The sequence below is a fragment of the Streptomyces sp. NPDC005485 genome (assembly GCF_040606085.1).
Classification (GTDB): domain Bacteria; phylum Actinomycetota; class Actinomycetes; order Streptomycetales; family Streptomycetaceae; genus Streptomyces.
In genome coordinates this window covers 97,021-122,871 of record NZ_JBEXDZ010000001.1, presented here as the reverse complement: position 1 = coordinate 122,871, position 25,851 = coordinate 97,021, and the positions used below count along the sequence as shown (strand labels likewise).

The 25,851-nt window shown below is 70.4% G+C and carries 21 protein-coding genes and 1 riboswitch; of the genes, 11 read left to right on the top strand and 10 right to left on the bottom strand.

Features of this window, described 5'->3' with window-relative positions; genetic code table 11:
• Window positions 1-22: 22 nt before the first annotated feature.
• Window positions 23-2,503 carry a DNA helicase PcrA gene (pcrA, locus tag ABZS97_RS00585; RefSeq protein ID WP_356131645.1) on the bottom strand — a complete coding sequence of 827 codons (2,481 nt, stop codon included), beginning with the start codon at window positions 2,501-2,503 and terminating at the stop codon, window positions 23-25.
• Between the two features lie 365 nt (window positions 2,504-2,868).
• A riboswitch (cyclic di-AMP (ydaO/yuaA leader) is annotated at window positions 2,869-3,040 on the top strand.
• A gap of 7 nt (window positions 3,041-3,047) precedes the next feature.
• Here pcrA and ABZS97_RS00580 point away from each other — a divergent pair.
• Both ABZS97_RS00580 and ABZS97_RS00575 read left to right on the top strand, forming a co-directional pair.
• Window positions 3,048-4,235, top strand: coding sequence for an NlpC/P60 family protein (locus ABZS97_RS00580; protein WP_356131642.1), 1,188 nt, complete (start codon window positions 3,048-3,050; stop codon window positions 4,233-4,235).
• Between the two features lie 122 nt (window positions 4,236-4,357).
• Window positions 4,358-5,320 (top strand): tellurite resistance/C4-dicarboxylate transporter family protein, encoded by a 963-nt coding sequence (locus ABZS97_RS00575; protein ID WP_356131639.1) that lies wholly within the window; start codon window positions 4,358-4,360, stop codon window positions 5,318-5,320.
• On the opposite strand, the gene ABZS97_RS00570 is transcribed toward ABZS97_RS00575, so the two are convergent.
• The gene (locus tag ABZS97_RS00570) at window positions 5,298-5,651 is read right to left on the bottom strand and encodes a hypothetical protein (RefSeq protein WP_356131636.1); all 354 of its coding nucleotides are present in this window, start codon (window positions 5,649-5,651) and stop codon (window positions 5,298-5,300) included. The genes ABZS97_RS00575 and ABZS97_RS00570 overlap by 23 nt on opposite strands.
• A 438-nt stretch (window positions 5,652-6,089) precedes the next feature.
• On the opposite strand from ABZS97_RS00570, the gene ABZS97_RS00565 reads away from it, so the two are divergent.
• The 3 genes from ABZS97_RS00565 to ABZS97_RS00555 all read left to right on the top strand — a co-directional run bounded on the left by ABZS97_RS00565 (window position 6,090) and on the right by ABZS97_RS00555 (window position 8,844).
• On the top strand, window positions 6,090-7,157 hold the full coding sequence (locus ABZS97_RS00565; protein ID WP_356131633.1) for an NlpC/P60 family protein: 1,068 nt from the start codon (window positions 6,090-6,092) through the stop codon (window positions 7,155-7,157).
• 77 nt (window positions 7,158-7,234) lie between these two features.
• Complete coding sequence (locus ABZS97_RS00560; protein WP_356131630.1) at window positions 7,235-7,858, top strand: hypothetical protein; 624 nt, start codon at window positions 7,235-7,237, stop codon at window positions 7,856-7,858.
• Between the two features lie 131 nt (window positions 7,859-7,989).
• Window positions 7,990-8,844 carry an L-histidine N(alpha)-methyltransferase gene (locus ABZS97_RS00555; protein ID WP_356131628.1) on the top strand — a complete coding sequence of 285 codons (855 nt, stop codon included), beginning with the start codon at window positions 7,990-7,992 and terminating at the stop codon, window positions 8,842-8,844.
• Window positions 8,845-8,866: 22 nt separating this feature from the next.
• Here ABZS97_RS00555 and ABZS97_RS00550 read toward each other — a convergent pair whose 3' ends face one another.
• Both ABZS97_RS00550 and ABZS97_RS00545 read right to left on the bottom strand, forming a co-directional pair.
• Window positions 8,867-9,673, bottom strand: coding sequence for a response regulator transcription factor (locus ABZS97_RS00550; protein WP_356131626.1), 807 nt, complete (start codon window positions 9,671-9,673; stop codon window positions 8,867-8,869).
• Window positions 9,670-10,959, bottom strand: coding sequence for a PspC domain-containing protein (locus ABZS97_RS00545; protein ID WP_356131624.1), 1,290 nt, complete (start codon window positions 10,957-10,959; stop codon window positions 9,670-9,672). Before ABZS97_RS00545 ends, ABZS97_RS00550 begins: the two co-directional genes overlap by 4 nt.
• A gap of 168 nt (window positions 10,960-11,127) precedes the next feature.
• On the opposite strand from ABZS97_RS00545, the gene ABZS97_RS00540 reads away from it, so the two are divergent.
• Together ABZS97_RS00540 and ABZS97_RS00535 are read left to right on the top strand one after the other, a co-directional pair.
• Window positions 11,128-12,528, top strand: coding sequence for a PspC domain-containing protein (locus ABZS97_RS00540; RefSeq protein ID WP_356131621.1), 1,401 nt, complete (start codon window positions 11,128-11,130; stop codon window positions 12,526-12,528).
• Window positions 12,515-12,754 (top strand): hypothetical protein, encoded by a 240-nt coding sequence (locus ABZS97_RS00535; RefSeq protein WP_356131619.1) that lies wholly within the window; start codon window positions 12,515-12,517, stop codon window positions 12,752-12,754. The genes ABZS97_RS00540 and ABZS97_RS00535 overlap by 14 nt, the downstream gene beginning before the upstream one ends.
• Window positions 12,755-13,178: 424 nt before the next feature.
• On the opposite strand, the gene ABZS97_RS00530 is transcribed toward ABZS97_RS00535, so the two are convergent.
• Both ABZS97_RS00530 and ABZS97_RS00525 read right to left on the bottom strand, forming a co-directional pair.
• Window positions 13,179-13,691 carry a DoxX family protein gene (locus tag ABZS97_RS00530; RefSeq protein WP_356131616.1) on the bottom strand — a complete coding sequence of 171 codons (513 nt, stop codon included), beginning with the start codon at window positions 13,689-13,691 and terminating at the stop codon, window positions 13,179-13,181.
• Between the two features lie 298 nt (window positions 13,692-13,989).
• Window positions 13,990-15,363, bottom strand: coding sequence for a hypothetical protein (locus ABZS97_RS00525; RefSeq protein WP_356131613.1), 1,374 nt, complete (start codon window positions 15,361-15,363; stop codon window positions 13,990-13,992).
• A gap of 218 nt (window positions 15,364-15,581) precedes the next feature.
• Here ABZS97_RS00525 and ABZS97_RS00520 point away from each other — a divergent pair, with 218 nt between their 5' ends.
• Window positions 15,582-16,463, top strand: a complete 882-nt coding sequence (locus ABZS97_RS00520; protein ID WP_356131610.1) for a DUF4429 domain-containing protein — start codon at window positions 15,582-15,584, stop codon at window positions 16,461-16,463.
• A gap of 61 nt (window positions 16,464-16,524) precedes the next feature.
• Here the strand turns inward: ABZS97_RS00520 and ABZS97_RS00515 are convergent, their stop codons facing one another.
• Window positions 16,525-17,319: a class II aldolase/adducin family protein gene (locus ABZS97_RS00515; protein ID WP_356131607.1), complete on the bottom strand. Its 795-nt coding sequence runs from the start codon at window positions 17,317-17,319 to the stop codon at window positions 16,525-16,527.
• A gap of 157 nt (window positions 17,320-17,476) precedes the next feature.
• Between ABZS97_RS00515 and ABZS97_RS00510 the strand changes: the two genes are divergently transcribed.
• The gene (locus ABZS97_RS00510) at window positions 17,477-17,986 is read left to right on the top strand and encodes a pyridoxamine 5'-phosphate oxidase family protein (RefSeq protein ID WP_356131604.1); all 510 of its coding nucleotides are present in this window, start codon (window positions 17,477-17,479) and stop codon (window positions 17,984-17,986) included.
• 7 nt (window positions 17,987-17,993) lie between these two features.
• Here the strand turns inward: ABZS97_RS00510 and guaA are convergent, their stop codons facing one another.
• Window positions 17,994-19,574, bottom strand: a complete 1,581-nt coding sequence (guaA, locus tag ABZS97_RS00505) for a glutamine-hydrolyzing GMP synthase (protein WP_356131601.1) — start codon at window positions 19,572-19,574, stop codon at window positions 17,994-17,996.
• A 387-nt stretch (window positions 19,575-19,961) separates the two neighbouring features.
• Between guaA and ABZS97_RS00500 the strand changes: the two genes are divergently transcribed.
• Both ABZS97_RS00500 and ABZS97_RS00495 read left to right on the top strand, forming a co-directional pair.
• On the top strand, window positions 19,962-20,246 hold the full coding sequence (locus ABZS97_RS00500) for a chorismate mutase (protein WP_356131598.1): 285 nt from the start codon (window positions 19,962-19,964) through the stop codon (window positions 20,244-20,246).
• An 813-nt stretch (window positions 20,247-21,059) separates the two neighbouring features.
• Complete coding sequence (locus ABZS97_RS00495) at window positions 21,060-22,112, top strand: LPXTG cell wall anchor domain-containing protein (protein ID WP_356131595.1); 1,053 nt, start codon at window positions 21,060-21,062, stop codon at window positions 22,110-22,112.
• Between the two features lie 75 nt (window positions 22,113-22,187).
• Here the strand turns inward: ABZS97_RS00495 and ABZS97_RS00490 are convergent, their stop codons facing one another.
• Both ABZS97_RS00490 and ABZS97_RS00485 read right to left on the bottom strand, forming a co-directional pair.
• On the bottom strand, window positions 22,188-23,999 hold the full coding sequence (locus ABZS97_RS00490) for a GMC family oxidoreductase (protein ID WP_356131593.1): 1,812 nt from the start codon (window positions 23,997-23,999) through the stop codon (window positions 22,188-22,190).
• Between the two features lie 50 nt (window positions 24,000-24,049).
• Window positions 24,050-25,672 carry a succinic semialdehyde dehydrogenase gene (locus tag ABZS97_RS00485; RefSeq protein ID WP_356131590.1) on the bottom strand — a complete coding sequence of 541 codons (1,623 nt, stop codon included), beginning with the start codon at window positions 25,670-25,672 and terminating at the stop codon, window positions 24,050-24,052.
• Window positions 25,673-25,851: the final 179 nt, after the last annotated feature.

Here is a 25,851-nt window from a genome sequence, read left to right as displayed (position 1 = left end):
CAAACGCCGGACGGGCTGAAACCTAGAGCTTCTCCACAGGGGCGTACCGCAGCAGCAACCGCTTCGGCTTCGGCTCGCCGAAGTCGACCGTCGCCTCCGCGTTCGCGCCCGTGCCCTTCACGCCGACGACGGTGCCGAGGCCGAACTGGTCATGCGTGACACGGTCCCCGACCGCGAGGGAGACCACCGGCTTGTCGGTGGCCCTGCGGGTGGCGAAGCCGGACGCGCCCGAGGCGGCGGAGCGCGAGCGGGACGACGACAGCGAGGCCGCGATGCCCGAGGCCGGACCGGAGGACACCGGGGCCATGGCGCCCGTGCGCTTCCACTCCAGATGTGCCGCCGGGATCTCCTCCAGGAAGCGGGAGGGCGGGTTGTACGAGGGCTGGCCCCAGGCGCTGCGCAGCGCCGAGCGGGTCAGGTAGAGCCGTTCGCGGGCGCGGGTGATGCCCACATAGGCCAGGCGCCGCTCCTCCTCCAGCTCCTTGACCTGCCCGAGCGCGCGCATGTGCGGGAAGACGCCGTCCTCCATGCCGGTCAGGAACACCACAGGGAACTCAAGGCCCTTGGCGGTGTGCAGGGTCATCAGGGTGATGACTCCGTTGCCGTCCTCCTCGTCCGGGATCTGGTCGGAGTCGGCGACGAGCGCGACCCGCTCCAGGAAGTCGGAGAGGCTGCCCGCGGCCTCGCCCTCACCGGACTCCTGCTCGAACTCCAGTGCCACGGCGGCGAGTTCCTGAAGGTTCTCGATGCGCGTCTCGTCCTGCGGATCGGTCGAGGCCTGCAACTCGGCGAGGTAGCCGGTGCGTTCGAGTACGGCCTCCAGGACGGTCGCCGGTCCGGCGCCCGACTCGGCGATCGTGTGGAGGTCCTCCATCAGCGTGTTGAAACGCTTGACGGCGTTCGTGGAGCGGGCGGCCATGCCGTACGCCTCGTCGACGCGGCGCAGGGCCTGCGGGAAGCTGATCTTCTCGCGCTGCGACAGCGCGTCGATCATGGCCTCGGCGCGGTCGCCGATGCCCCGCTTGGGAACGTTGAGGATCCGGCGCAGCGGTACCGAGTCCTCCGGGTTCGACAGCACGCGCAGGTACGCGAGGACGTCGCGGACCTCCTTGCGCTCGTAGAAGCGGACACCGCCGACGACCTTGTAGGGCAGGCCGACGCGGATGAAGACCTCTTCGAAGACACGGGACTGGGCGTTCGTACGGTAGAAGACGGCGACGTCTCCGGCCTTCGCCTCGCCCGCGTCCGTCAGACGGTCTATCTCGTCGGCGACGAACTGCGCCTCGTCGTGCTCGGTGTCGGCGACGTAGCCGGTGATGTTCGAGCCCGCGCCCGCGTTCGTCCACAGGTTCTTCGGGCGACGCGACTCGTTGCGCTCGATGACGGCGTTGGCGGCGGTCAGGATGGTCTGCGTGGAGCGGTAGTTCTGTTCGAGCAGGATCGTCGTCGCGTCCGTGTAGTCCTCCTCGAACTGGAGGATGTTGCGGATGGTCGCGCCGCGGAAGGCGTAGATCGACTGGTCGGCGTCGCCCACGACGCACAGCTCGGCGGGGCCGAGGTCGTCCTCGCTCGGGGGTACGTCGACGGGGTGCGCGGAGGTGCCGACCAGCTCGCGCACGAGGGCGTACTGCGCGTGGTTGGTGTCCTGGTACTCGTCGACCATGACGTGGCGGAAGCGGCGGCGGTAGTGCTCGGCGACGTCCGGGAAGGCGCGGAGCAGGTTGACCGTCGTCATGATCAGGTCGTCGAAGTCCAGCGCGTTCGCCTCGCGCAGCCGCGACTGGTAGAGCACGTACGCCTGGGCGAGGGTCTTCTCGAAGCCGTCGGAGGCCTGGGCGGCGAAGTCCTCCTCGTCGATCAGCTCGTTCTTCAGGTTGGAGATCTTGGCGCTGAACGACTTCGGCGGGAAGCGCTTCGGGTCGAGGTCCAGGTCGCGGCAGACCAGGGCCATCAGACGCTTGCTGTCGGCGGCGTCGTAGATCGAGAACGACGACGTGAAGCCGAGCCGCTTCGACTCGCGGCGCAGGATGCGCACGCACGCGCTGTGGAAGGTCATGACCCACATCGCGTTGGCGCGCGGGCCGACCAGCTGCTCGACGCGCTCCTTCATCTCGCCCGCGGCCTTGTTGGTGAAGGTGATGGCGAGGATCTGCCCGGGGTGCACATGGCGCTCGGCCAGCAGATAGGCGATCCGGTGCGTGAGCACCCGGGTCTTGCCGGAGCCGGCGCCGGCCACGATGAGCAGGGGGGCGCCGGAGTGCACCACGGCCGCCCGCTGGTTCTCGTTCAGCCCGTCCAGGAGCGCGGCCGCCTCCACGGCGGGGCGCGGGGCTCCGTCGCGGTAGTAGGCGTCGCGGTCCGGGGGCACGTCGAAACGGCCGCCGAACAGGTCGTCCGGAAGCGGCTCGGCCGCCCCGTCCTCGGGCGGCGGCGGGGGCTCTTCCTCGTGAGCCCCTGAGGGCTTGAGGTCCGCCAGGAAGCTGTCGTCAAAGAGGCTGCTCATCGCTCTCCGAGTCTAGGCCGCCGCACTGACAACAGACCGCCGCCCCGGGATTTCCCTGTCCCGCGAGGGCTCCGGAAGCCGATGATCTTCCAGAACCGGCCACTCGGCACTCCTTCGCCGTCAGGAATCGTCCAGGACGATCAAGAACCGTACGGTTACGGTCAGCCACCGGCCGGGCGGGAATGCCCCTTGAAGACCACTGCATGGGGTCACGAGTCACCACGGACGGTCACGGAAGCGGCGGTTGAGGCCAAGGTCACGAAAATGTATCGGGCATATCGAACATCAACCTTCACAGGGACCACACGAGTTGGCTAGCGTGCCGGGCAGACCGCTCGACCCTCTCCGGCGAACGTCGCCGGGCCGTGCGGCCTCCGCCGAATTCGGTGTGCCCACGCGGCAGCCGGAACCGGGGACCCACCGAACCTGGGGTGAATCGGTCCAACCGCCTTTCGGGGCAAGGACCGTAGGGCAAACCTTCCGGAGCACCCGCCCGAACCCGACAGCTAACCCGGTAGGCGGATGACGGAAGGAGTCGCCTCCCTTGGCGTCGCACAAAAAGCCGCGTCCTGCTGCAACGCGCGTAGCGGGCATGCGGACTCCCGCCCTGGCAACAGCGGCCCTCACCTCCGTGGCCCTGCTCTCCCAGACGGCGAACGCCGCGCCCTCGGCCGAGCCCAGGCCGAGCCTCGAAGAAGTGCAGAAGAAGGTCGACGACCTCTACCACCAGGCGGAGACGGCGACCGAGAAGTACAACACCGCCAAGGAGAAGACCACCAAGCAGCGCAAGCAGGTCGACACCCTTCTCGACGACGTCGCCCAGCGCACCGACAAGCTCAACTCCGCGCGCGAGGAGCTGGGTTCTTTCGCCGCCGCGCAGTACCGGACCGGCGCCGCCGCCCCCGGCACCGCGACCCTGCTGCTGGCCGACGACCCGCAGGACTACTTCGACCAGACCCAGCTGATGAGCCGGCTGACCAGCCGTCAGAAGACCGCCGTCGACGACTACGTCACCGAGCAGTCCGAGACGGCGAAGAAGCGCCAGGAGGCCTCCAAGAGCCTGGAGACGCTGACCGAGTCGCAGAAGTCGCTGAAGTCGTCGAAGGCCGACGTCCAGAAGAAGCTCTCCGAAGCGCGCGAGATGCTCTCGAAGCTGACCGCCGAGGAGAAGGCGCGGCTCGCGGCGATCGAGAAGAAGAAGGAAGCAGAGGCCCGGCGCAAGGCGGCGGAGCTGGCGGCCCAGCAGGCCGCCGAGGCGAAGCAGCGCCAGGAGGCGGAGGCAGCCGCTCAGCAGCAGTCCGGCTCCGGCACCTCGGACTCCTCGAGTTCGGGAAGCACGGGCACCGGCACCTCCACGGGCGACTCCTCGTACGCCACGAAGGCCGCCAAGGCGCTCACCTTCGCCCGCGCCCAGGTCGGCAAGCCGTATGTGTGGGGCGCCACCGGCCCCGACTCGTACGACTGCTCCGGGCTCACCGCGGCCGCCTGGAAGGCGGCCGGCGTCGACCTCCCGCGCACCACCTACGACCAGGTCAACGCGGGCACGACGGTCTCCCTCTCCAACGCGCAACCCGGCGACCTGATCTTCTTCTACGACGACATCAGCCACGTCGGCCTCTACATAGGCAACGGGATGATGATCCACGCCCCGAAGCCGGGCGCGTACGTCCGCGAGGAGTCCGTCTACTACGCCGGCTCCTCGATCATCCACAGCGTGGTGCGACCGGCGTGAACGCACCGTAGGGAGGGGGTCCACGCGCGCGTGGACCCCCTTTTTCGTGCCGTATGCGTTTTTCGTCCTCCACGCGCGCGTGCAGCACGGCAAGCCGCGCGAAGATCCCTAGCATCGGGCGCATGTCAGGCATCTCCCAGCTCCGCGCGTGGTGGGCGGAGCGTCCGCCCGCCGCCGGGGCCGCCGTCATGGCCACCGGCATCGTCTCCGTCGGGCTGTCCCTGACCGGCTACGAGACCCTGTCCCGTATCGCCCTGGTCCTGGCGGTCATCGCGTGGCTCGCGCTCGGCGCGGACTTCGGGGTGCGGCTCGTACGGGACCGGGCGCGCTGGGTGGCGGAGGCGTGCACGCCGGGCGCACTCACCGCCATCGCCGCGACCACCGTGCTCGGCACCCGGCTGTCCGCCCTCGGGTGGCTGGGCCTCGCAGAGGCTCTGCTCGCGCTGGCGGCCCTGCTCTGGCCGGGGCTGCTGATCGTGGTCGTACGGCACTGGGGGCGCCGTATGCCCGGAGCGGTGTTCCTCGGCTGTGTGGCCACCCAGGGGCTCGCCGTGCTGGGCTCCGTGCTGGCCGCGCTGGTGGGCGTGGAGTGGCTCGCGCATGCCGCGCTGGCGCTGTTCTGGCTCGGGATCGTCCTCTACGGGGTGGCGTTGCTCCGCTTCGACATCCGGCAGGTGGCCACCGGGGCCGGGGACCAGTGGGTGGCGGGCGGTGCGCTCGCCATCTCGGCGCTGGCCGGGGCGAAGCTCGTGACCGCGCACCACGCGAACCCGTACCTGTGGAACGACGACGACAACGGCGTCCTTCGCGCAGTCACCGCCGCGCTGCTCGTGCTGGACCTCGCCTGGTACGTCGTCCTGTTCGCCGCCGAGGCGGTCTGGCCGCGGCCGCGCTACGACGTACGGCGCTGGGCGACCGTGTTCCCCATGGGGATGACGGCGGTGGCGACCCTGGCGGTCGGGACCGCCCTCGGCAGCGGATGGCTGAGCGGCCCGGGGCAGACGCTGCTGTGGATCGCGGTGGCGGCCTGGTTGCTCGTGGCAGCCGGGGCGGCCGGGAGGGTCAGGTCCAGAGCACCGCGATGAAGATGTTCGCCGTGGTCAGCAGGCCGACCAGCCCGAACAGCCCCTTGTCGACCTTCTCGTCGTCGCGCTTCACGTAGACGAGCCCCAGGATCACGATCAGCAGGGCCAGCTTCACGCCGATCTTGAAGGTGTTGACCGTGTGGTCGTCGGCCTGGTTGAGCCCGACCAGCGCGACGCCCGTGACCAGCATGGTCAGCGCGCCGTGGAGCATCGCGGGAACGAACCGGGCGGTGCCCTGGCCCATCGCCTTCATCTGGGTGAAGAAGCCGCCGAGGAGCGCGGCGATGCCGATGATGTGCAGGCCGACGAAGAGATGGATGAGTACGTCCATGAGGCCGGAGCCTAACCGGGGGCCCGCGTTCCCCTGAGCACCGGGCCTCCCCCCGGGTGGGCCTCGGCAGGATGCGGCACTCGGAAGGCGCCGGACGGCGGCCTAGCACGGTGGCGCCCCCGGCCGCCGCCGAACCACCTCATCGGTCAGCACACTCCGTGAAGTCGGCGACAGAGGAACGGGATCACGGCCACAGACGGTCGCCCAGCGGTCGAGTCGGATCATTTCCGTACATTGCGTTACCACTCGACCTAAGTGAGGTTTAGCGTCCTCCACCAGGTGACCGGCTCCCCACCGCCGCCCGGGCCAGGGGCGGCAGTCGGACACCACCGCCGAGAAGGTCCGGCGGCGGCCCGCTCCCCCTGTGTGGGCCGCCGTCGGACGCGTCACCGCTCACCGCTCACGCCCCGGCGGTCGTACGGAAGGATGTGGGCCCTCGTGGCAGCGCACCGCAAGCCCAGACAGCGCTCGCTCGGTGGCGGTACGGCCCGCACAGCGGCCACGATCGCTCTCGCCGGAGCGGCGACGGCGACGGGCTTCGACGGAACGGGTCACGCCGAGCCACACCTGTCGGCGGCGCAGGTGAAGGCCAAGGTCGACAAGTTGTACGAGGAGGCCGAGGTGGCCACCGAGAAGTACAACGGCGCGAAGGAGAAGGCCGACAGGTCCGAGGAGCGGCTGGACAAGCTGCGCGACGAGGCGGCACGCAAGACGGAGGGGCTCAACTCCGCACGGGACGCACTCGGTTCGATCGCCGCGGCGCAGTACCGCAGCGGCGGCCTCGACCCGGCGCTGCAGCTCGCCCTCTCCGACGATCCCGACCGTTACCTGGACGGCGCCGAGTTCGCCGAACGCGCCGGTGACCGGCAGGCACAGGCCGTGGCCCGCGTACGCAAGCAACTGCGGGAGATCGAGCAGCTGCGCGGGGCCGCCCATGTGGAGCTCGCCTCGCTCAAGTCCCGCCAGGCGGAGCTGAAGCGGCACAAGCAGACGATCACCGGGAAGCTGGACACGGCACGGCGTCTGCTGTCGCAGCTCACCACCGCCGAGCGCACGCGGCTCGCCCAGACGGGCGGAGCGGGGCACGCCTCGCGCTCCTCCACTTCACCGCGCGAGAGCCTGACCACGCCGGGTTCCGCCGCGGCCGACGCCCCCAACTCCCGTGCGGCCACTGCCGTCTCGTACGCCTACAGCAAGCTCGGCAGCCCCTACGTGTGGGGCGCCACCGGTCCGGACGCCTTCGACTGCTCGGGGCTCGCCCAGGCCGCGTACCGCTCCGCGGGCATCTCGCTGCCGCGGACGACGTACGCCCAGATCGGCGCCGGCCGTCGTGTCTCACGCTCCGAACTGCTCCCCGGAGACCTGGTGTTCTTCTACTCCGGCATCAGCCATGTGGGCATCTACGTCGGAAACGGGCAGATGATCCACGCCCCGAACCCGACGGCTCCGGTCCGGCTCGCCCCGATCGACGAGATGCCGTTCGCGGGGGCGACGCGGGTGGTGTGAGAGCGGCGACGGGACCGCTGTAGCGTCGACGCGAGTTTCGCTCCTCGCTGTACGTGCCGCCGTCCGGGAAGGTCCCGATGCCCCGCTCCTCCGTGCCGCCGCCCCCTCCGCCCCCGCATGTCCGGACCTGGCCGGACCGGGCAGCGCTGCTGGCCGACCGGAGGCGGGCGCTGGAGGAACTGCTGAGGCGGAGCCTCGGGGTGCACCGGGTGCTGCTGCTCTGGCTGCTGGCGCTCGCCGCGATCATCGGCTGGTCCCTGCTGGTGCTTCCGCTGCAGCAGATCGAGCAGCACGATCCCACCGGCTTCATCCTGGGCCCGGTCTTCGCGATCCTCGGCCTGGCCGCCCTCGCGCCCTCCGTCGTGGCCGTCGTCCTCGCCGTCCGTCGCGACCGGAAGCTGCGTGAACTCCTCGACGCCTGGCTGCACCTGGACAGCCACCCGCCGACGGACGCCCGACTCCGCTCGCCGGGCCTCAGTCTCTTCTGGTTCCTCTCCTCGATCGTGGTGGGCGCGATCGGCCTGTGGGCCTCCTTCGCGGCGGCCGGGACTAGGAAGACGTACTTCAGCGATGTGGTTCTGGGCATGGGCATCGGCCTGATCCTGTGGATGACCGGCCTGATAGGAGTCGTGAAGGCCGTACGTCATTACCGGTGGGCGCTACGGGTGTTGGCACCGGCGCACTTCGCGGAGCACCTGTAGCTGCCGCTCACGACATGGGGCGCCAGGCGCCAAGTGTCAGGGCAGCAGGCGCCAGGCACCGGACATTGGTCCCGCATACACGGTGTCCATTGGCCCTGTATGCCGGGCCACCGTCGGGCGAGGGTCGGTCCATGACCACGCCTGTAGATCCTGTAGAAATCGATGACATCGGCTATGTGCACGGCTACTCCGCCCACGAGACCCGCCGCCTCGGCGACCAGGCCGACACCTTGGCGGCCCTGCTGCACTCCGGCACGGCGTATCCCCCGGGCAGCAAGGTTCTTGAGGTCGGCTGCGGAGTGGGTGCCCAGACGGTGCACCTGGTGACGGGAAGCCCTCTGGCCCACTTCGTCGCGGCGGACATCTCGGCCGACTCACTGGCCCAGGCACGCGCCCGGGTGACGGCGCACGCACCCGGGGCGCAGGTGGAGTGGCTCCAGGCGAACCTCTTCGAACTTCCTTTCCCCGACGCCGAGTTCGACCATGTCTTCGTCTGCTTCGTGCTGGAGCATCTTCCGGCCCCGGGCCAGGCCCTGGCCGCCCTGCGGCGCGTCCTGAAGCCCGGCGGCACGCTCACCGTCATCGAGGGCGACCACGGCTCGCCGCTCTTCCACCCCGACAGCGCCTACGCCCACGCGGCGATCGACTGTCAGGTCCAGCTCCAGTCCACCGCAGGCGGAAACGCTCTGATCGGCCGCCAGTTGTACCCTCTCGTCACCGGCGCCGGATACGAGGATGTCGTGGTCCGCCCCCGCACGGTCTACGCCGACCGCTCCCGTCCCGCCCTGGTGAACGGCTTCACCCGCAACACCTTCATCGCCATGATCGAGTCCGTCCGCGAGGACGCCCTCGCCGCGGGCCTGATGACCCCGTCCGACTGGGACCGGGGCATCACGGACCTGCACTGCACGGCGGCCGACGACGGCACCTTCCACTACACGTTCTTCAAGGCGGTCGCCATGAACCCCGGCGCCGCCGAGGAGTGACGCACGGGTGGCGGTGGGGGAATCAGACCAGCCGCCGCGCCGTCGCCCACCGCGTCAGCTCGTGCCGGTTGGACAGCTGAAGCTTCCTCAGCACGGCGGAGACATGGGACTCGACCGTCTTGACGGAGATGAAGAGCTGCTTGGCGATCTCCTTGTACGCATATCCACGGGCGATGAGGCGCAGGACCTCGCGCTCGCGCTGGGTGAGGCGGTCGAGGTCCTCGTCGACGGGCGGCGCGTCGGTCGAGGCGAACGCGTCGAGGACGAAGCCGGCCAGCCGCGGGGAGAAGACCGCGTCGCCGTCCTGGACGCGGAAGACGGAGTCCACGAGGTCCGTACCGGTGATCGTCTTGGTGACGTAGCCTCGGGCACCGCCGCGGATCACCCCGATGACGTCCTCCGCGGCGTCCGACACGGACAGCGCGAGGAAACGGACCGGCTGCTCGGCGTCGGACATCAACGGGGCGCAGCGGCGCAGGACTTCGACGCCGCCGCCACCGGGGAGGTGGACGTCGAGGAGCACCACCTCGGGGCGCGTGGCCGTGATCACGGTGACCGCCTGGTCGACGTCGGCGGCCTCCCCGACCACCTCGACGCCGGTCCGGTCGGTCTGCCCGATCTCCGCCTGGACGCCCGTACGGAACATCCGGTGGTCGTCGACGAGGACGACCCGCACATGGCGCCCATCGGGGGCCCCGGACGGGCCGGCTGTACCGACGGGTTCGGGGGTCACGGCGGCACCCGTCGGAGCGGTCGCCCCGGTCGCACCCGCCCCTGTCGCGCCGGCGTTCGGCTCGACCGCTCCGGTCGGCTCGTTCGCGTCGCTCATGACGTCTTCTCCGCCCTCTCCATTTCCAGTTCGACCTCCGTGCCGCCGTCCGGGACGGCGCGCAGCCGCGCCGTTCCGCCGTTGCGCTCCATGCGGCCGATGATCGATTCTCTGACGCCCATACGGTCGGCGGGTATCGAGTCGAGGTCGAAGCCGGGGCCGCGGTCTCGGACGGACACGAAGACCGTCCTGCCCTCGACTTCGGCGTAGACCTGTACCGCGCCGCCGTCGCCACCGTACTTGGCGGCGTTCACCATTGCTTCCCGCGCGGCCTGCATCTGTGCGCTCAGGCCGTCGTCGAGGGGGCAGTCGCCGACGATGACGACCTCCAGGGGCACGCCGTGCTTGTCCTCGACCTCGGCGGCATTGCGGCGGACCGCCTCCGCGAGGGTGTCGGGCTCGTCGGCCTCGTCCTTGCCGGTGCCCTCCGGTTTGTACAGCCAGGCGCGCAGGTCGCGCTCCTGGGCGCGGGCCAGCCGCCGTACCTCGTTGGCGTTCTCCGCGTTGCGCTGGATCAGGGTCAGGGTGTGCAGCACCGAGTCGTGGACGTGGGCGGCGACCTCCGCCCGCTCCTGGGCGCGGATGCGCATCAGCCGCTCCTCGGAGAGGTCCTGCGTCATCCGGACGAGGTAGGGACCGGCCAGGAGCGCTATGCCGACGAGCACGGCGAGCGCGGCCTGGAGCACCGAGCCGAGGTGGGCGGCGGATCCCTGCAGCACGAAGATGCCGGTGACGCCCGCGGTGACGAGCAGGACGCCGGCCGCCGAGCGGAGCAGCGTGAGGGTGCGCCTGCGACGGCCGACCTCCGCCCAGCGGGCCCGCCGCGCGTTGTCCGCCTGGCGCCAGACCAGGGCGACGCCCGCGCCGACGAGCACGGTGGGCCACAGATACGCCTTGGCACCACCGCCGAGGTTCACATTGCCGACGAAGACCATGGCGACGACGACCATGAGGAGCAGGGCGACGATCTGGCCCTTGTCGGGCTTGCGGGCGACGAGTCTGCGGCGGCCGTCGGGTGCGGTCTCGGTGGTGAAGGCCGAGGGCCGTACGGAGTCGACGCCGCCGACTCCCAGCGGCACGAAGAACCAGAAGGAGGCATAGAGCAGGCCGCCGAGCCCGTCCGCCATGAACAGGCCCACGAAGACGAGCCGCACCCAGGCCACCGGCAGCCCGAGATGCCCGGCGAGCCCACGCGCCACGCCTCCGAGCCAGCGTCCGTCGCTGCTGCGGTAGAGCTTGCGCGGGGGCCGCGGGTCGACGAGGGGCACTGCTGCGGCTTCCGGCATGCCATCGATGTTCACACGCATGGCGGTCCGGAGCATCAGGGTCGACCCCCGAGACTCCCCTGATCTTCGAATCCCCGCCCCGTCCCCGCACATGTCAGGGCCGATATCAGGGTCCGGCCAGGGTCATCCCGACTGCCGCAGCGGGCCCGCGCCCGGCACCATGGACGCATGACAGATCACCAGCACGCGGCAGCGGAGCCGGACTCCGGCCCGGGCTCCCCTCCACCGGACACCGGCCCGCGGGACACCGCGCCCGCCGCGGGTGCCACGGGTGAGGAACCGCGTGTGCACGAGGGCGCGGCCGCGCCCGAGGTCCCGCGCAAGTTCCGGCGCGACCCCCGGCAGAAGATGCTGGGCGGGGTGTGCGCAGGGCTCGGGCGGCACTGCGACATGGACCCGGTGATCTTCCGGGTCGTCCTCGCGGTGCTCTCCGCGACCGGCGGCCTCGGCCTCATCTTCTACGGCTTCGTCTGGCTGTTCGTTCCCTCCGACGACGAGGACGAGAACGAGGTGCGCAAGCTCCTCACGGGCCGTGTCGACGGCCAGGCCCTGGCGGGTGTGCTCTTCGCGCTGGTCGGCTGCGGCGTCTTCCTCTCCATGCTCAAGAACGGCGGGGTGCTGGCCTTCGCCGTGGTTCTCTCCCTCCTCCTCGCGGGCGCGGGCTACTGGTCGCAGCAGCGCGGCGCCCCCGATCCCGACCCGCTCGCCGCCCAGGCCGTGGCCGACGCCCCGCCCGAGGCCAAGGCCCCGCCCGTCCCCGCCTCCTACCCCTCCTGGTGGCGCGACCCGATCGTCAAGGACGGCTCGCACGTGGGCGGCACCGGCTACCTGTGGGGCCCGAAGGACTCCCGGGAGCGGGACGTCGCGGCGGCGGTCAACATCGCCCGCGGCACCGTCCGCCAGGACATACGGACGGCGCGGGAGCCCAAGCCGCGCGGGCCGCGCTGGATCGGCGGCTGGGTGTTCCTGCTCGCGCTGCTCACGGGCGGCCTCGGCACGGGCCTGACGTGGGAGGACCACGCGCTCGGCACCAGCCTGCAGGTCGGCCTGTCCGGTGCGCTCATCGTGTTCGGCCTGGGCATCGCGATCAGCGCGTTCCTGGGGCGTACGGGAGCGGGCTCGATCTTCCTGGCAGTGCTCACCGCGGGTCTGCTGGCAGCCTCCGTGGCCCTGCCGAAGGACATCACCACCCACTGGACACGGACCGACTGGACGCCGGCCACCGTGGCCGCCGCGCAGGAGTCGTTCCACCTCGGCACGGGCGTCGGCACGCTGGATCTGACCCATCTCGACCTCGCCAAGGGCCAGACGGTGAGGACGAGTGCGAACGTGGGCGCCGGCCGGCTCAAGGTGATCGTCCCCAAGGACGCGACCGTGAAGCTGAACATCGACGTGGGCGTCGGCGACATCCAGCTGCCGGGCGACGGCAAGAAGGACGTGGACGTGGAGCCGGACAAGCACAAGCAGGTGACGCTCTCCCCCACGACCGGCGACAAGAACGGCGGCACGCTCGAACTCGACCTCGAGGTCGGCGTAGGACAAGCGGAGGTGGCCCGTGCTACGTCATGAGTTCCAGCCCGGAAAGCTGATCGCGGGCCTCTCCCTCGCCATCGCGGGAACCATCTACGCCGGTGACGCGGGCGGCGCCTGGGAGACGCCGTGGTTCGTGGTGATCCCCCTCGTCACGGCCGGCCTCTGCCTCGCGAGCGCGGCGGCCTTCCTGACCCACATGATCCGCAGGCGCCGCTCGGCCCGCAGGGACCAGACACCCAAGGAGCTGAAGGAACCGGCCTGAGCCGTGTGGAACCAGCCGGGACCTGAGGAACCGGCCTGAGCCGTGTGGAAACGGCCGGGACCTGAGGAACCGGCCTGAGCCGTGTGGAAACGGCCGGGGCTTGAGGAAGCAGCCTGAGCCGTGAGGAACCGGCCGGGACCTGAGGAACCGGCCTGAGCCATGAGGAACCGGCCGGGACCTGAGGAAGCAGCCTGAGCCGTGTGGAACCAGCCGGGACCTGAGGAACCGGCCTGAGCCGTGAGGAACCGGCCGGGACCTGAGGAAGCAGCCTGAGCCGTCAGGAACCGGCCGGGACCTGAAGAAGCGGCCTGAGCCATGAGGAACCGGCCGGAGCCCGAGGCCCCAGCCGGAGCCCGAGGCCCCAGCCGGAGCCCGAGGTCCCAGCCGGAGCCCTGAGCATCCGGCCGACGCCCTGGCGAACCGTTCAGCGATAGCCCCCGGCGCGCTGCCTGCGCCTCGCGCGCAGGGACGCGTCCAGGGAGAAGACCGACGCGCCGGCGAGGACCAGGGGCAGCCAGGCCATCAGATAGGCGAGGTCGTTCCCGTAGTAGTACGGATCGGAGGCCCAGCTCACGGTCAGCCACAGGCTCAGCGAGATGAACGCACCACCCAGGGCCGCGAGCCGGGCCAGCAGCCCGATCAGGGTGCCGATGCCGACGGCCAGCTCACCGAGGGCGATGGCATAGCCGAAGCCGACGGGGTTCTTCAGCGCCAGGTCGACGAGGGCCGGGATCGCCGAGGAGCCACGGACGTTGCGCATCATCTCGCCGATCGATCCGGCGCCGCTGTCCTTCATGAACGCGCTGTCCGTGAGCTTGTCCAGCCCCGCGTAGATGAAGGTGACGCCGAGGAAGACCCTCAAGGGCAGCAGGGCGTAGCGGGTCGCGGTGTCCCGCCAGTCCCGGCCGCCGCCGAGATAGGGGGTGGGGGTATCCATCCGAGTACCGTGAGCCATCGCTCTCCGCCGCCTCTCGCCCGCGTGCCGTTGACCCCTTAACAGACCATACGTACGACGGTTGGACCCCGCTCAATCTCCGGGGGCCCGTTTTCCTGACTTTGTCCCCCTCCGACACCTCCGGTCACTCGGCGCCGGGAGATCCCCAAAACCGTCCTTCGCCCCCTCCGCCCCTACCCGTCCCGTACCTGGGGGCTGCGCCCCCAGACCCCCCTTTTCGGCCTGGACGGCCTCGTCCTCAAACGCCGGACGGGCTGAAAAGCCGAAAGCCGACGCCCTCTCACTCCGTCACATCGATCACGCATCGATTGGTCTCGACCCCCGCCGCGGTGACCACCTGCACCTCCACCCGTCCGGCCTCCACGTCAACCGGCACCGGCACGGTAAGTACCGCGTCCGTGGGGTTGCTGAATCCGCCGGGCACCGGGATCAACGGCACGTGGACATGGACGGTGCCGATGCGGACGACCATCCGGGACAGCCGGTCCGCGCTCTGTGCGCCGGGCGGCACGAATCCGGCGCCGCGGATCTCGATGTCGTCCCCGGTGCGGATGGGCGCGTCCAGATCCCCCGCCTCCCGGGCCCGCACGACGGAAAGGATCACCGGTCGTCCGCCTTCGGCGTACTTCCCGGCGAGATACGTTCCTGCCGACACCAGCACGAGCACCGCGAGTCCCCAGGGCAGATCGGGCAGCTGCTCGGGCCGCCGGGCCAGCCGTACCGCCGCGAAGAGCAGAGCGACCGCGCCGACGACCACGTACTGGAGGTCGGCGAAGTTGCCCCGCCCCGAGTCGTCCGTCAGGAGGTCCGCCGCGCGCGGCCGGTCGGCTCGTACCTTCTGCAGCCGCTGACCCAGCACCCGCAGCCCCACCACCCGCCGCACGAGCACCGCGATCCCGCACACCACGGCGACGACGGTCACCACACCCGCGCCGCGGGCGAGTTCGAGCCCGGCGATCAGCCGGTCCCGCTCCCCGTGGCCGGAGGCCGCCACGAGCTGCCCGACCAGCACGAGGACGGCGTACACCACGAACAGCACCCAACTCGCCGCCACCGCGCGGGAGGTGGAGAGCCTGTTGTCCTCGCCGATGACAGGGGCGAGGACACCGCCCCTCGCCCGGTGCAGGAAGCCCGCGCCCGTGAGCAGTCCGCCGAGGACAACCGCGGCGAGGAGCCCCGCCGTCCGCGCGGCGGTCCAGCCGGCGCCGATCGCGGTGAGCGCCTGCACCAGCAGCAGGGCACCGACACCACCCCACACGGCGCACGCCGTATGGCGCCACAGCCGCCCGAGCCAGGCCTCGCCGTCCAGCCGCCCGCGCTCGGCGACGAGGTCCGCGGACTGGGTCAGTTCCTCGGAGACCCACTGCCGGGACGCGGACACCGAGTGCGCGACACCGGCGGGCAGCCCCTGCCCGGAGGCGAACTCGTCGCGCTTGGCGAGGAATTCGGCGACGGCGCGCCGGTGCCCCGCGCGGGCGCCGTGCGGGCAGTCCCCGCAGGTGCACCCGCCTCCGTGCGCACCGGATCCGGCCGTATGGGATCCGGCCGTACCGGATCCATACGCACCGGATCCGGCCGCACCGGGCCCGGCGCCCTGCCCGGCCCGTTGCCCGGCACCGCGCTCCTCGCCGTGTCTCGCCTCCTGCACCGCCACGTCCGCTGCCGCCTTCCCCGCGCCACAAGCTCTGCACAGTCAGGCAGCCAGGCTTCCCGTACGGATCTTCCGTACGCCTGACTGCCGTACAACTGCCTGACAACTCCCCCGCGATGACAGCGAATTGTGCCGTACTGAACAGGTCCCGAACCCGGCAGGTCTGGTCAGCGCGGGTGAAGCGCCGGACCCCGTGTTGACCAGGCTGCGAGAATTTCCGTATGGCCGAGATCATCCAGCGCGACGGGAGCTGGGCCTTCGACGGCAGCACGCTGCGGATCACGCCGGGGCTGCACCGCTCGGTGCCGCTGTTCCGGCAGACGTACGGCGAGATCGCCGTGCCCCTGGAGGCGATGTCAGGCATCGTCTACGAACCCGAACGCAAGCGCGGCCGCCTGCGTCTCAGGCTCCGCGAGGGCGCCGACCCGCTCCTGCAGGCGACCGGCGGACGGCTGCCCGAGGCGGCCGATCCCTACCGGCTGACGGTGGACATCGACCGGGCCGGTGTCGCGGAGTACGTCGCCGAGGAGATCCGCCGTGGCCTGCTCCTGGACCAGATCCCCAAGGAGCCGACCAAGACGTACCTTCTCCCCGGGCCGCCCGTCCCGGTGTCCGTCCGGTCCAGCGACGGCATGGTCTCCTTCGACGGCGCCCAGGTGCGGATCGACTGGAGCGACACCTCGGACCGGGTCAAGCGCGCGACGGGCCCGCGGATCATCGCCGTCGGCGATCTGATGCAGGTCGAGTGGCTGCCCAACTCCGGCTACGAGGACGGCTTCCTGCGTTTCGTGACGCGCGAGACCGCCTTCTCCAAGCTGCCGCCCGAGAAGGACCCGTACGCCCTCGATCTGTGGGGCAGCACCCGACGCGACCTCCTCACGGCCCTCATCGCCACCGCGGTCACCGCGCGCCTGCCGCATCCGTCCATCCGCCAGGGCGACTACCTGGACGGGCCCCCGCACCCGGCCGCCCTGCCGCCCGCGACCGACCACCACGACGCACTTCTGCGCCGCCTGCGGGAGTTGGGCGAACTGCACCGCGACGGCGTACTCACGGACGAGGAGTTCGCGGCGACGAAGGCAGCCGTCCTACGCGGCTTCTAGCCCCTCACCCCTCACCCGTCACCCGTCACGCGTCACCCGTCAGCAACCAGCAACCAGCAACCTAGGAGAGCAGATCAGGTTCGCTGCGGCTGATGTCCTGCCAGAGGGGCTGGTAGTTGATCCATGCGACCAGGTCGCCGCCGAGCTGCTCGCGCGTCGCGACGGCCTGCCGGTGATCGATGAGAATCGGGCGGCCGGCGGCCTTCGCGGTCAGCTGCACCTGGCAGGACCGCTCCAGCGACAGGAACCACCAGGCCGCCGCGTCCACCGAGGCGCCGACGGTCAGCAGCCCGTGGTTGCGCAGGACGAGCGCCTTGTGGGTGTCGAGCGCGGCCGCGATCCGGCGGCCCTCCTCGGCGTCGACGGCCACACCGGTGTACGCGTCGTACAGCGCGAGGTCCTCGTAGAAGGCGCAGGACTCCTGGGTCATCGGGTCGAGGAGGTCGCCGAGCGTGGACAGGGCCCGCCCGTGCACGGAGTGGCAGTGGGCGACGGCGACGACGTCGGGCCGGGCGGCATGGACCTGAGCGTGCACGGTGAACGCGGCCTGGTTCACGTGATAGCGGCCCTCGATCACCTGCCCGTCCTGGTTGGCCATCACGAGGTCACTCACGGTGACGTGCTTGAACGGCATGCCGAACGGGTTCACCCAGAAACAGTCGCTGTACTCCGGGTCGCGCGCGGTGATGTGGCCGGAGACCCCGTCCTCGAAGCCGAGCCGCCCGAAGAGCCGCAGCGCCCCCGCCAGCCGCTCTTTGCGGTGCCGCCGCTCGTCGTCCAGCGACTCGTGCATCGGCGGCATGGCGAACCGCAGCCGGTCGGTGGGCAGGGGAAGGGGCGGTGTGGGCCCGTGCATATGGCCTCCAGCACTGGCGTTTCCGTTACGGACCGGAAGTTACCCCCGGTCAGCCCAGGAGAACAGGGCCGTCCTGTGAAGAGAGTGCGCAACCGTTATCCGGCAACGCCGAAGAATCCCGACAGTGGTTGTCCGGATTGGGCGCCACACTCGCCGTATGACAGCAAATACGGCCGCAAATACGGCAGCGAACACGGCGGCGAACTGGGCGGCTTTCACCGAGGCGGAACCCGAACTGGCGAAGATTGCCGAAGACCGCTTCGGCGCGTTCACCCACCATGTCCTGGCCACCCTCCGCAAGGACGGCTCCCCGCGCACCACCGGGCTGGAGGTCAATTTCCTTGACGGCGAGCTGTGGCTCGGCATGATGCCGGGCTCGCTCAAGGCCCTCGACCTGAACCGCGACCCGCGCTTCGCCCTCCAGACGAACCCGGGGCCGGGCACCGGGATGGGCGGCGGTGACGTGCGGATCAGCGGACGGGCGATCGGCGTGGAGGACGGCGAGGCGAAGGAGACATACGTGAAAGAGGTGGAACCGCCGCAGCCGTTCCACCTCTTCCGCACCGAGCTGACGGAGGTCGTACGGACCTACGTCGAGGACGACAAGTACCTGGTCGTCGAGATCTGGAAGCCCGGTGAGCCTCTGCGCACGATCAAGCGCACCTAGGGGGCTTTTACTCCCACTCGATGGTGCCCGGCGGCTTGCTCGTCACGTCGAGCACGACGCGGTTGACGTCGGCGACCTCGTTGGTGATCCGGGTCGAGATCTTCGCGAGGACGTCGTACGGGAGACGGGACCAGTCGGCCGTCATGGCGTCCTCGGAGGAGACCGGACGCAGGACGATCGGGTGGCCGTACGTCCGGCCGTCGCCCTGGACGCCGACGGAGCGCACGTCCGCGAGCAGCACGACCGGGCACTGCCAGATGTCACGGTCGAGACCGGCGGCCGTCAGCTCCTCGCGGGCGATGGCGTCGGCCTCGCGGAGCAGGTCGAGCCGCTCCTTGGTGACCTCGCCGACGATCCGGATGCCGAGGCCCGGGCCGGGGAAGGGCTGGCGCTGGACGATCTCCTCCGGGAGCCCCAGCTCCTGGCCGACCATCCGCACCTCGTCCTTGAACAGCTGGCGCAGCGGCTCGACGAGCTCGAACTCGATGTCCTCGGGAAGGCCGCCCACGTTGTGGTGGGACTTGATGTTGGCCGTGCCCGTGCCGCCACCGGACTCGACGACGTCGGGGTAGAGGGTGCCCTGGACGAGGAAGGCGACCTCGGGACCGTCCTCCTGGAGGATCTCCAGCTGGGCCTGCTCGAAGACGCGGATGAACTCCCGGCCGATGATCTTGCGCTTGGTCTCCGGGTCGGACACACCGGCCAGCGCGTTCAGGAACCGCTCGCTCGCGTCGACGACCTTCAGGTTCGCGCCGGTCGCGGTGACGAAGTCCTTCTCGACCTGCTCGGTCTCACCCTTGCGCATCAGGCCATGGTCGACGTACACGCAGGTCAGCTGCGAGCCGATGGCCTTCTGGACGAGAGCGGCGGCGACGGCCGAGTCCACTCCACCCGACAGACCGCAGATGGCGCGCTTGTCGCCGACCTGGGCGCGAATCGCGGCGACCTGCTCCTCGATGACGTTGCCGGTCGTCCAGTCCGGCTTGAGGCCCGCGCCCCGGTATAGGAAGTGCTCCAGCACCTGCTGGCCGTGCGTGGAGTGCATGACCTCGGGGTGGTACTGGACGCCGTACAGCTTCTTCTCGTCGTTCTCGAAGGCCGCGACCGGGACGACGTCCGTGGACGCGGTCACCGTGAAGCCCTCGGGGGCGGCGGAGCAGGCGTCGCCGTGCGACATCCACACCGACTGCTCGTCCGGGGTGCCCTCGAAAAGGGTGGAGCCCGGCTTGGAGACGGTCAGCGGCGTACGGCCGTACTCGCGGGCGCCGTTGTCGTCGACCGTGCCGCCGAGGGCCGTGGCCATCAGCTGGAAGCCGTAGCACATGCCGAAGACGGGGACGCCGGCCTCGAAGATCTCGCGATCGAGGCGGGGGGCGGCCTCCGCGTACACCGACGAGGGGCCGCCGGAGAGGATGATCGCCGCCGGGTTCTTGGCGAGCATCTCCGCGACCGGCATGGTGCTCGGCACGATCTCGCTGTAGACCCGCGCCTCGCGGACTCGACGGGCGATGAGCTGGGCGTACTGCGCACCGAAGTCGACGACCAGGACGGTGTCGGGGGTGGCGGCAGCGGGAGTCGCTGATGACACGGGTTGCCTTCCGGCGGTGGGCAGGGGTCTGTTTTGTCGATTCTAACGGGGCGCGACGGGCGACCTGGTCGGATCCCACGGCGGAGGGCCTTGACGGAGGTCCCGGGGACGCCCAGGGGAGGTCTCGTAGGCAGCTCCTGCGAGGCGTCTCACCATCCGAACCGACTTGGAGGCGCCCGTCCGCCCGGGCATACTGGCCGCATGTTCACGCACGAGACCTTCGTCTTTACCTATGGCAACCGGCCCACCGGCTGCCATGGTCGTGCTGCTTGAGCAACTGACAAGCGACTTCCCAGGCGCCCCGGGCCGACAAGGCCCGGGGCGCCTGCCGTTTTCCGGACCTTGCCGCTCCGGGGCGCACCACCCCACCTCACGAGGAGCCCCACCATGAGCGACGTACTCGACAGGACCGGCGCGCGCAACGACGACGCCGCGGACGTGATCACCGGTGCGCGGGAGCGGATCGACGCCCTCGACGACCACATCATCGGCCTCCTCCAGGAGCGCATGGCCGTCTCCGCCGTGATCCAGGAGGCCCGCATCGCATCCGGCGGGCGCCGGGTGAACCTCTCCCGCGAGATGGAGGTCCTCGGCCACTACAGGGACGCCCTCGGCAGGCCCGGCACGTCCCTGGCGATGATCCTGCTCGAACTGTGCCGGGGCCGTATCTGAGTTCGGCCGCGCTCTCACCCGTACGGCGCGTGACCCGTTCGCCGGGGGCTTCGTTGGTCCCGATGTCCGTGTCAGCCAGGGGCGGGCCCGAAAAAACCACGCGTGGCTTCGCTGGGGCGATGAGACGTACGGATCGTGCCGTGCGTCGTGGGACCTCGCTCCAGGGTGTGACCGGACGGCAGGGGACAGCAGCCCGGTCACTCAAGAACGGTCGGCTCCGGGGACGCTCGGGGCCGACCGACGGAATCTGTCCAGAGGTGGTCGAAACGGTTGCGTAGGCCGTGGCCCATCCAGCACGATGCAAGAACAGACCGCACGGCCGGGTACTCGGCCGACGGCGACAAAAGCCCCAAGTCCCGCAGCAGAACCTCGCATTCCACTGCCTGGCTGCCAATGGTCGACACCATGCGCGCGCCCTGTTTGCGCCGGGGCGGCGACCGACGGCGCACCGGTGGTACGCCAACCAGCGGCGCAACCCCCCGGCGCCGCTCGCCAGGCACCGGCGCTGCCCTGACGCTGGTGCTGACGGAGAAGGGCCCCGCGGATCCGTCCCGCGGGGCCCTTCGCTTGCGCCGGGCGACTCCCGCGAACGCCAGGGACCCCACGGACCCCACGGACCCCAGTGGTCCCAAGGACCCCGTGAACAACATGTGACCCAGCCCACATAAAAGTTCTGTCAGTAAGAGGACAACCTTTTTTGGACCTGGCCGGTCACACCTGCAGAACCAACGGCCACACCCGCGCCCCACACGCGACGGCCTCTTCCATTCGCGTGCTGCGACGACGTGGCACCCCGGACTTTCCGAGGTCTTCATGAAGCTTCGCCGTGCCCTGGCCGCTGCGGCCGCAACGGCCGTCATAGGCCCGCTGGCCCTGCTGTCGGCGCCGACCGCGTTCGCATCCGACGAGACGCCGACCGTGGCCGAGAGCACCCCGGCCGCGGCGGACAGCACTCCCGCCGCCGACGAGAGCACCCCCGCGGCCGAGGACAGCACCCCGGCCGCCGACGAGAGCACCCCCGCGGCGGACGAGAGCACGCCCGCCGCCGACGAGAGCACCCCGGCCGCGGACGAGAGCACTCCCGCGTCGGACGAGAGCAGCGCCGGCGCGTCGTCTTCCGCGACCGCCTCGCCGAGCCCGAGCGAGAGCACTCCTGGAGACGGCGGCGCCGACATCTGTGTCGACGAGGACGGCAACGACCTCACCGAGGTCAGCGACGACCTCAGCAGCAACCTGTCGGGCCTGCCCGAGACCATCGTCGCGGGCAGCGGCTGGACCAACTTCCGGTTCAACGTCAGCAACCACGGCGACGACAAGATCAAGGACATCGCGCCCCTGATCGGCGTCGCGGCGATCGGCTGGGACGACGAGAAGGACTACTCCGGCCAGATCACCGTCCAGGTCCTCGACAAGACCTCCGGCACGTGGCAGGAGGTCGCGGGCGCGGCGGGCGAGGGCGGCACGTTCACCCCGTTCTCGCTCGGCGGCGGCCAGTCCACCTCGTACCAGCTGCGACTGAAGGTCAGCGGCAAGGTGCCGGACTCCATCGGAGTCACGGGCGGCTTCGCCCAGTACTCGGACGACGACGGTTGCTGGGTCGCCAACGACCCGAGCGGCTGGATCTACTTCTTCGACATCCTGGCCGCCGGTTCCGACGCGGGCAACCCGGGTGACGCGAAGCCGCAGACCGGTGGCAGCAAGCCGATCGAGGACACCAAGTCCGTCGAGGCCACCGGCTCGCTCGCCGAGACCGGTTCCTCCTCAGCCCTGCCCACCATCGGTCTCGTCGGTGGTATCGCCGTCGTCGCCGGTGCGGGTGCGGTGTTCGTGGTGCGTCGCCGCAGGTCGGGCGACGCCACCGCGTAACGCGACTTTGCAGCCACGTGAAAGGACCTGCGCTCGGAGGGGGGCGCAGGTCCTTTCGCGTGTCCGGAGAGGGAGTTACTTCTTCGGCGGCACCGTGGGCATCCCCAGGAACGGCAGCTTCAGCGCGCCGAAGGCGTCCGCGGGGACGGCGGGGCTGTGCGGCTCCACCGGCTTGAGGCGCTCGTACACGGCGCCGGGCGCCGGGCGCGGGTCCGTCTCCCCCTTGTTGGGCCAGTACGACATCGCGCGCTCGGCCTGGGCGGTGATGGTGAGCGACGGGTTGACGCCGAGGTTCGCGGAGACCGCGGCGCCGTCGACGACGGAGATGCCGGGGTGGCCGTACAGCCGGTGGTACGGGTCGATGACGCCGTCCTGCGCACTGGCGCCGATCGGGCAGCCGCCGAGGAAGTGCGCCGTGAGCGGTGTGCCCATCAGCTCGCCCACGTTGCTGCCGGCGAAGCCGTTGATCTCGGCGGCGATGGCGGACGCGGCCTCCGAAGCGGCCCTGATCTGCTTGGGGTTGGGCGCGCCGTGGCCCTGACGGGCGGTCAGCAGGCCCTTGCCGGCGCCCTTCGGCTTCAGGAACGTGGTCAGGGAGTTGTCCAGGGACTGCATCACCAGGCCGATGATGGTGCGCTCGGACCAGCGGCGGTTGGAGAGCGAGCGGGCCACCAGCATGGGGTGCCTGACGGCGTTGACCAGCCATCCCGCGACTCTTGACGAGCCCTCCGCGTAAGGGACTTGGAGGATGGAGAGGCCGCCCATCGAGTTCGATCCCCTGCCGTAGCGGACCGGTTCGATGTGGGTGTTCTCGTCGGGGTGGATCGAGGACGTGATGGCGACTCCGCGGGTGAAGTCGACGGTGGTCTCCCCGGTCGCCTTCCGGTAGCGGCGGCGGTCGGTCTGCGCGCCCACCAGGGCCTCGGAGTTGGTCCGGGTCAGCTCACCCAACCTGGCCGATACATAAGGGAGTTGTCCACCGGACTTCATACGGTGCAGCAGGGTCTGGGTGCCGTACGTGCCGGCGGCGAGGACGACCCGGCGGGCCGTGAAGGTGCGGCCCCGGCCCTTCTTCCTCTCGTCGGTGGGGAGGGTCTGCACGGCGTACCCGCCGCGTGAGTCGTCGGTGACGGACACGACGGTCGTCATCGGATGGACGACCGCTCCCGCCTTCTCTGCGAGGTGGAGATAGTTCTCGTTGAGGGTGTTCTTCGCGCCGTGGCGGCAGCCGGTCATGCACTCGCCGCACTCGGTGCAGGCCTTGCGGGAGGGGCCGGCGCCGCCGAAGTAGGGGTCTGCCACTTCCCCGCCGGGCCCCGTCTTCGAAGTGCCGTCGGCGTCCTCGCCGTCCCCGAAGAAGACGCCGACCGGCGCCATGTGGAAGGTGTCGCCGACGCCCATCCGTTGGGCGGCCGCCTTGAGATGGATGTCCGACGGGGTCATCGTCGGGTTGAGCCGTACCCCGAGCATGCGCCGGGCCTGGTCGTAGTACGGCTTCAACTCCGCTTCCCAGTCGGTGATGTCCTTCCACTGCGCATCCTCGAAGAACGGCTTCGGGGGTACGTAGAGGGTGTTGGCGTAGTTGAGGGAGCCGCCGCCGACCCCGGCCCCCGCCAGCACCATCACATTGCCCAGCAGATGGATGCGCTGGATGCCGTACATCCCGAGCTTGGGCGCCCAGAGGTAGTTCTTGATGTCCCAGGAGTTCTTGGGCAGCGACTCGCGGGTGAAGCGGCGGCCCGCCTCCAACACCCCTACCCGGTAGCCCTTTTCGGTGAGCCGGAGGGCCGTGACGGAACCGCCGAAGCCGGAGCCGACGACGATGACGTCGTAGTCGTACGCACCCTCGCGCTCATCGTGCTCTTGGACAGAGTTCTCCTGTGACACGTGCTGCTCTCCTCATTGAGAACGGGTGAGGTGTTGAGAACGGGTGGGGTCTAGCGGAAGCGGACGGCCTTCATCAGCCTGAGGCTCCGGCTCATGAACTCCGCGTACTTCTCGTCGTCCATGCCGAGCGACGGCGCCATCGGCAGCAGCCGCTGCTGGGCGACGGTCTGGGCCTCTGTGTACTTGAGGATGCCCTCGGAGCCGTGACGGCGGCCGAGGCCGGAGTCCTTCATGCCGCCCATGGGCGACTGGACGCTGCCGTACGCGGGCGCGTAGCCCTCGTTGACGTTCACCGTTCCCGTGCGAAGCCGCGCCGCGACCGCCCTCCCGCGCCGCCCGTCCTTCGTCCAGACGGACGAATTGAGGCCGTACGGCGTGGAGTTGACGAGCTCGACGGCCTCGTCCTCGTTCTTGAACCGGTAGAGGGAGACGACGGGTCCGAAGGTCTCCTCGGTGCAGACGGCCATGGGGGCCTCGACCCCGTCGAGGATGGTGGGCTCGAAGAAGTACGGCCCGATGTCCGGCCGGGGGACGCCACCGGCCAGCACCTTGGCGCCCTTCGCCACCGCCTCCTCCACGTGCCGGGTCACGGTCTCCAGCTGCCGGTCGCCCACCAGCGAGCCCATGTCGGCGCCGTACGCGAGGGACGTGCCGAGCCGCATCGCCTTGGTGCGGGCGGCGAACCGTTCCGCGAACACGTCGGCGATCGACTCGTGGACGTACAACCGCTCGATGGAGATGCAGAGTTGGCCGGCGGAGGAGAAGCAGGCACGGACAGCACCGGCGGCCGCCTTGTCCACGTCGGCGTCCTCCAGGACCACCATGGCGTTCTTGCCGCCGAGTTCGAGGGAGACGCCGACGAGCCGGGCGGCGGCACCCTGCGCGACCTCGCGCCCGGTCCGCGTCGACCCGGTGAAGGAGACGTAGTCGGCGTGCTTGACGACCTCGGGCCCGACGACCGGACCGTCACCGAGGACGACCTGGAAGACCTCGGCGGGCAGCCCGGCCTCGATGAGCAGGTCGCGCGCCCACAGGGCGGTGAGGCAGGTCTCGGTGTCCGGCTTCATGACGACGGCGTTGCCCGCGACGAAGGCGGGCAGTGCGTCGCCGACGGAGAGTTCGAGGGGGTAGTTCCAGGGCGCGATCTGGCCGACGACGCCGCGCGGGTGGCGCAGCTCGGTGACGCGCGTGAGCGTGGGCATGGCACCGGCGTGCCGCTTGGGCCGCAGGTACGCGGGGGCCTTGCGGCCGTAGTGCCGGGCGGCGACGGCGACGGCCTGGACTTCCTCGTGCGCGTGCAGCCGCGCCTTGCCGGTCTCCAGCTGGATCAGGTCGAGCACCTCGGCCTGCCGGGCGAGCACCAGGTCGTGGAAGCGGAGCAGCACGGCGGCACGCTGTCGCACCGGGGTCGCACCCCAGGCGACCTGCGCCGCACGCGCCCGCTCGAAGGCCGTTGCGACGTCCTCGGGCGTGGACTCCGGCAGATCGGCCAGCTTCTCGCCGGTGAACGGCGTGTGGTTGGCCGTACGACCGGAACCGACCACCCCCCGGGTGAGCTGGGCCACCAGCTCGGGCGTCACCACGTCGGCGGCGGTGCGGGCACCCGCGGGGGCGGGGGCGAGGGGGTTGGTGCCGGTCTGCACCGGAGCCTGCGTGTCCGTCGAGTCCGTCATGGGGGGAGGGTATTCCGGGGCGGCCGGTTTGGGTACCCGCGGGTAACGCGCTTTCACGGTCTGCTCACACTCCGCCAGCGATCACTGGCAACGAATGCGCTGATCAGGGCGTTACCGCTCCCACAGCCGGGCCCACGATCACGAGTCGATCACTTCTGGCCGGTCTTTGCCTCGCCCTT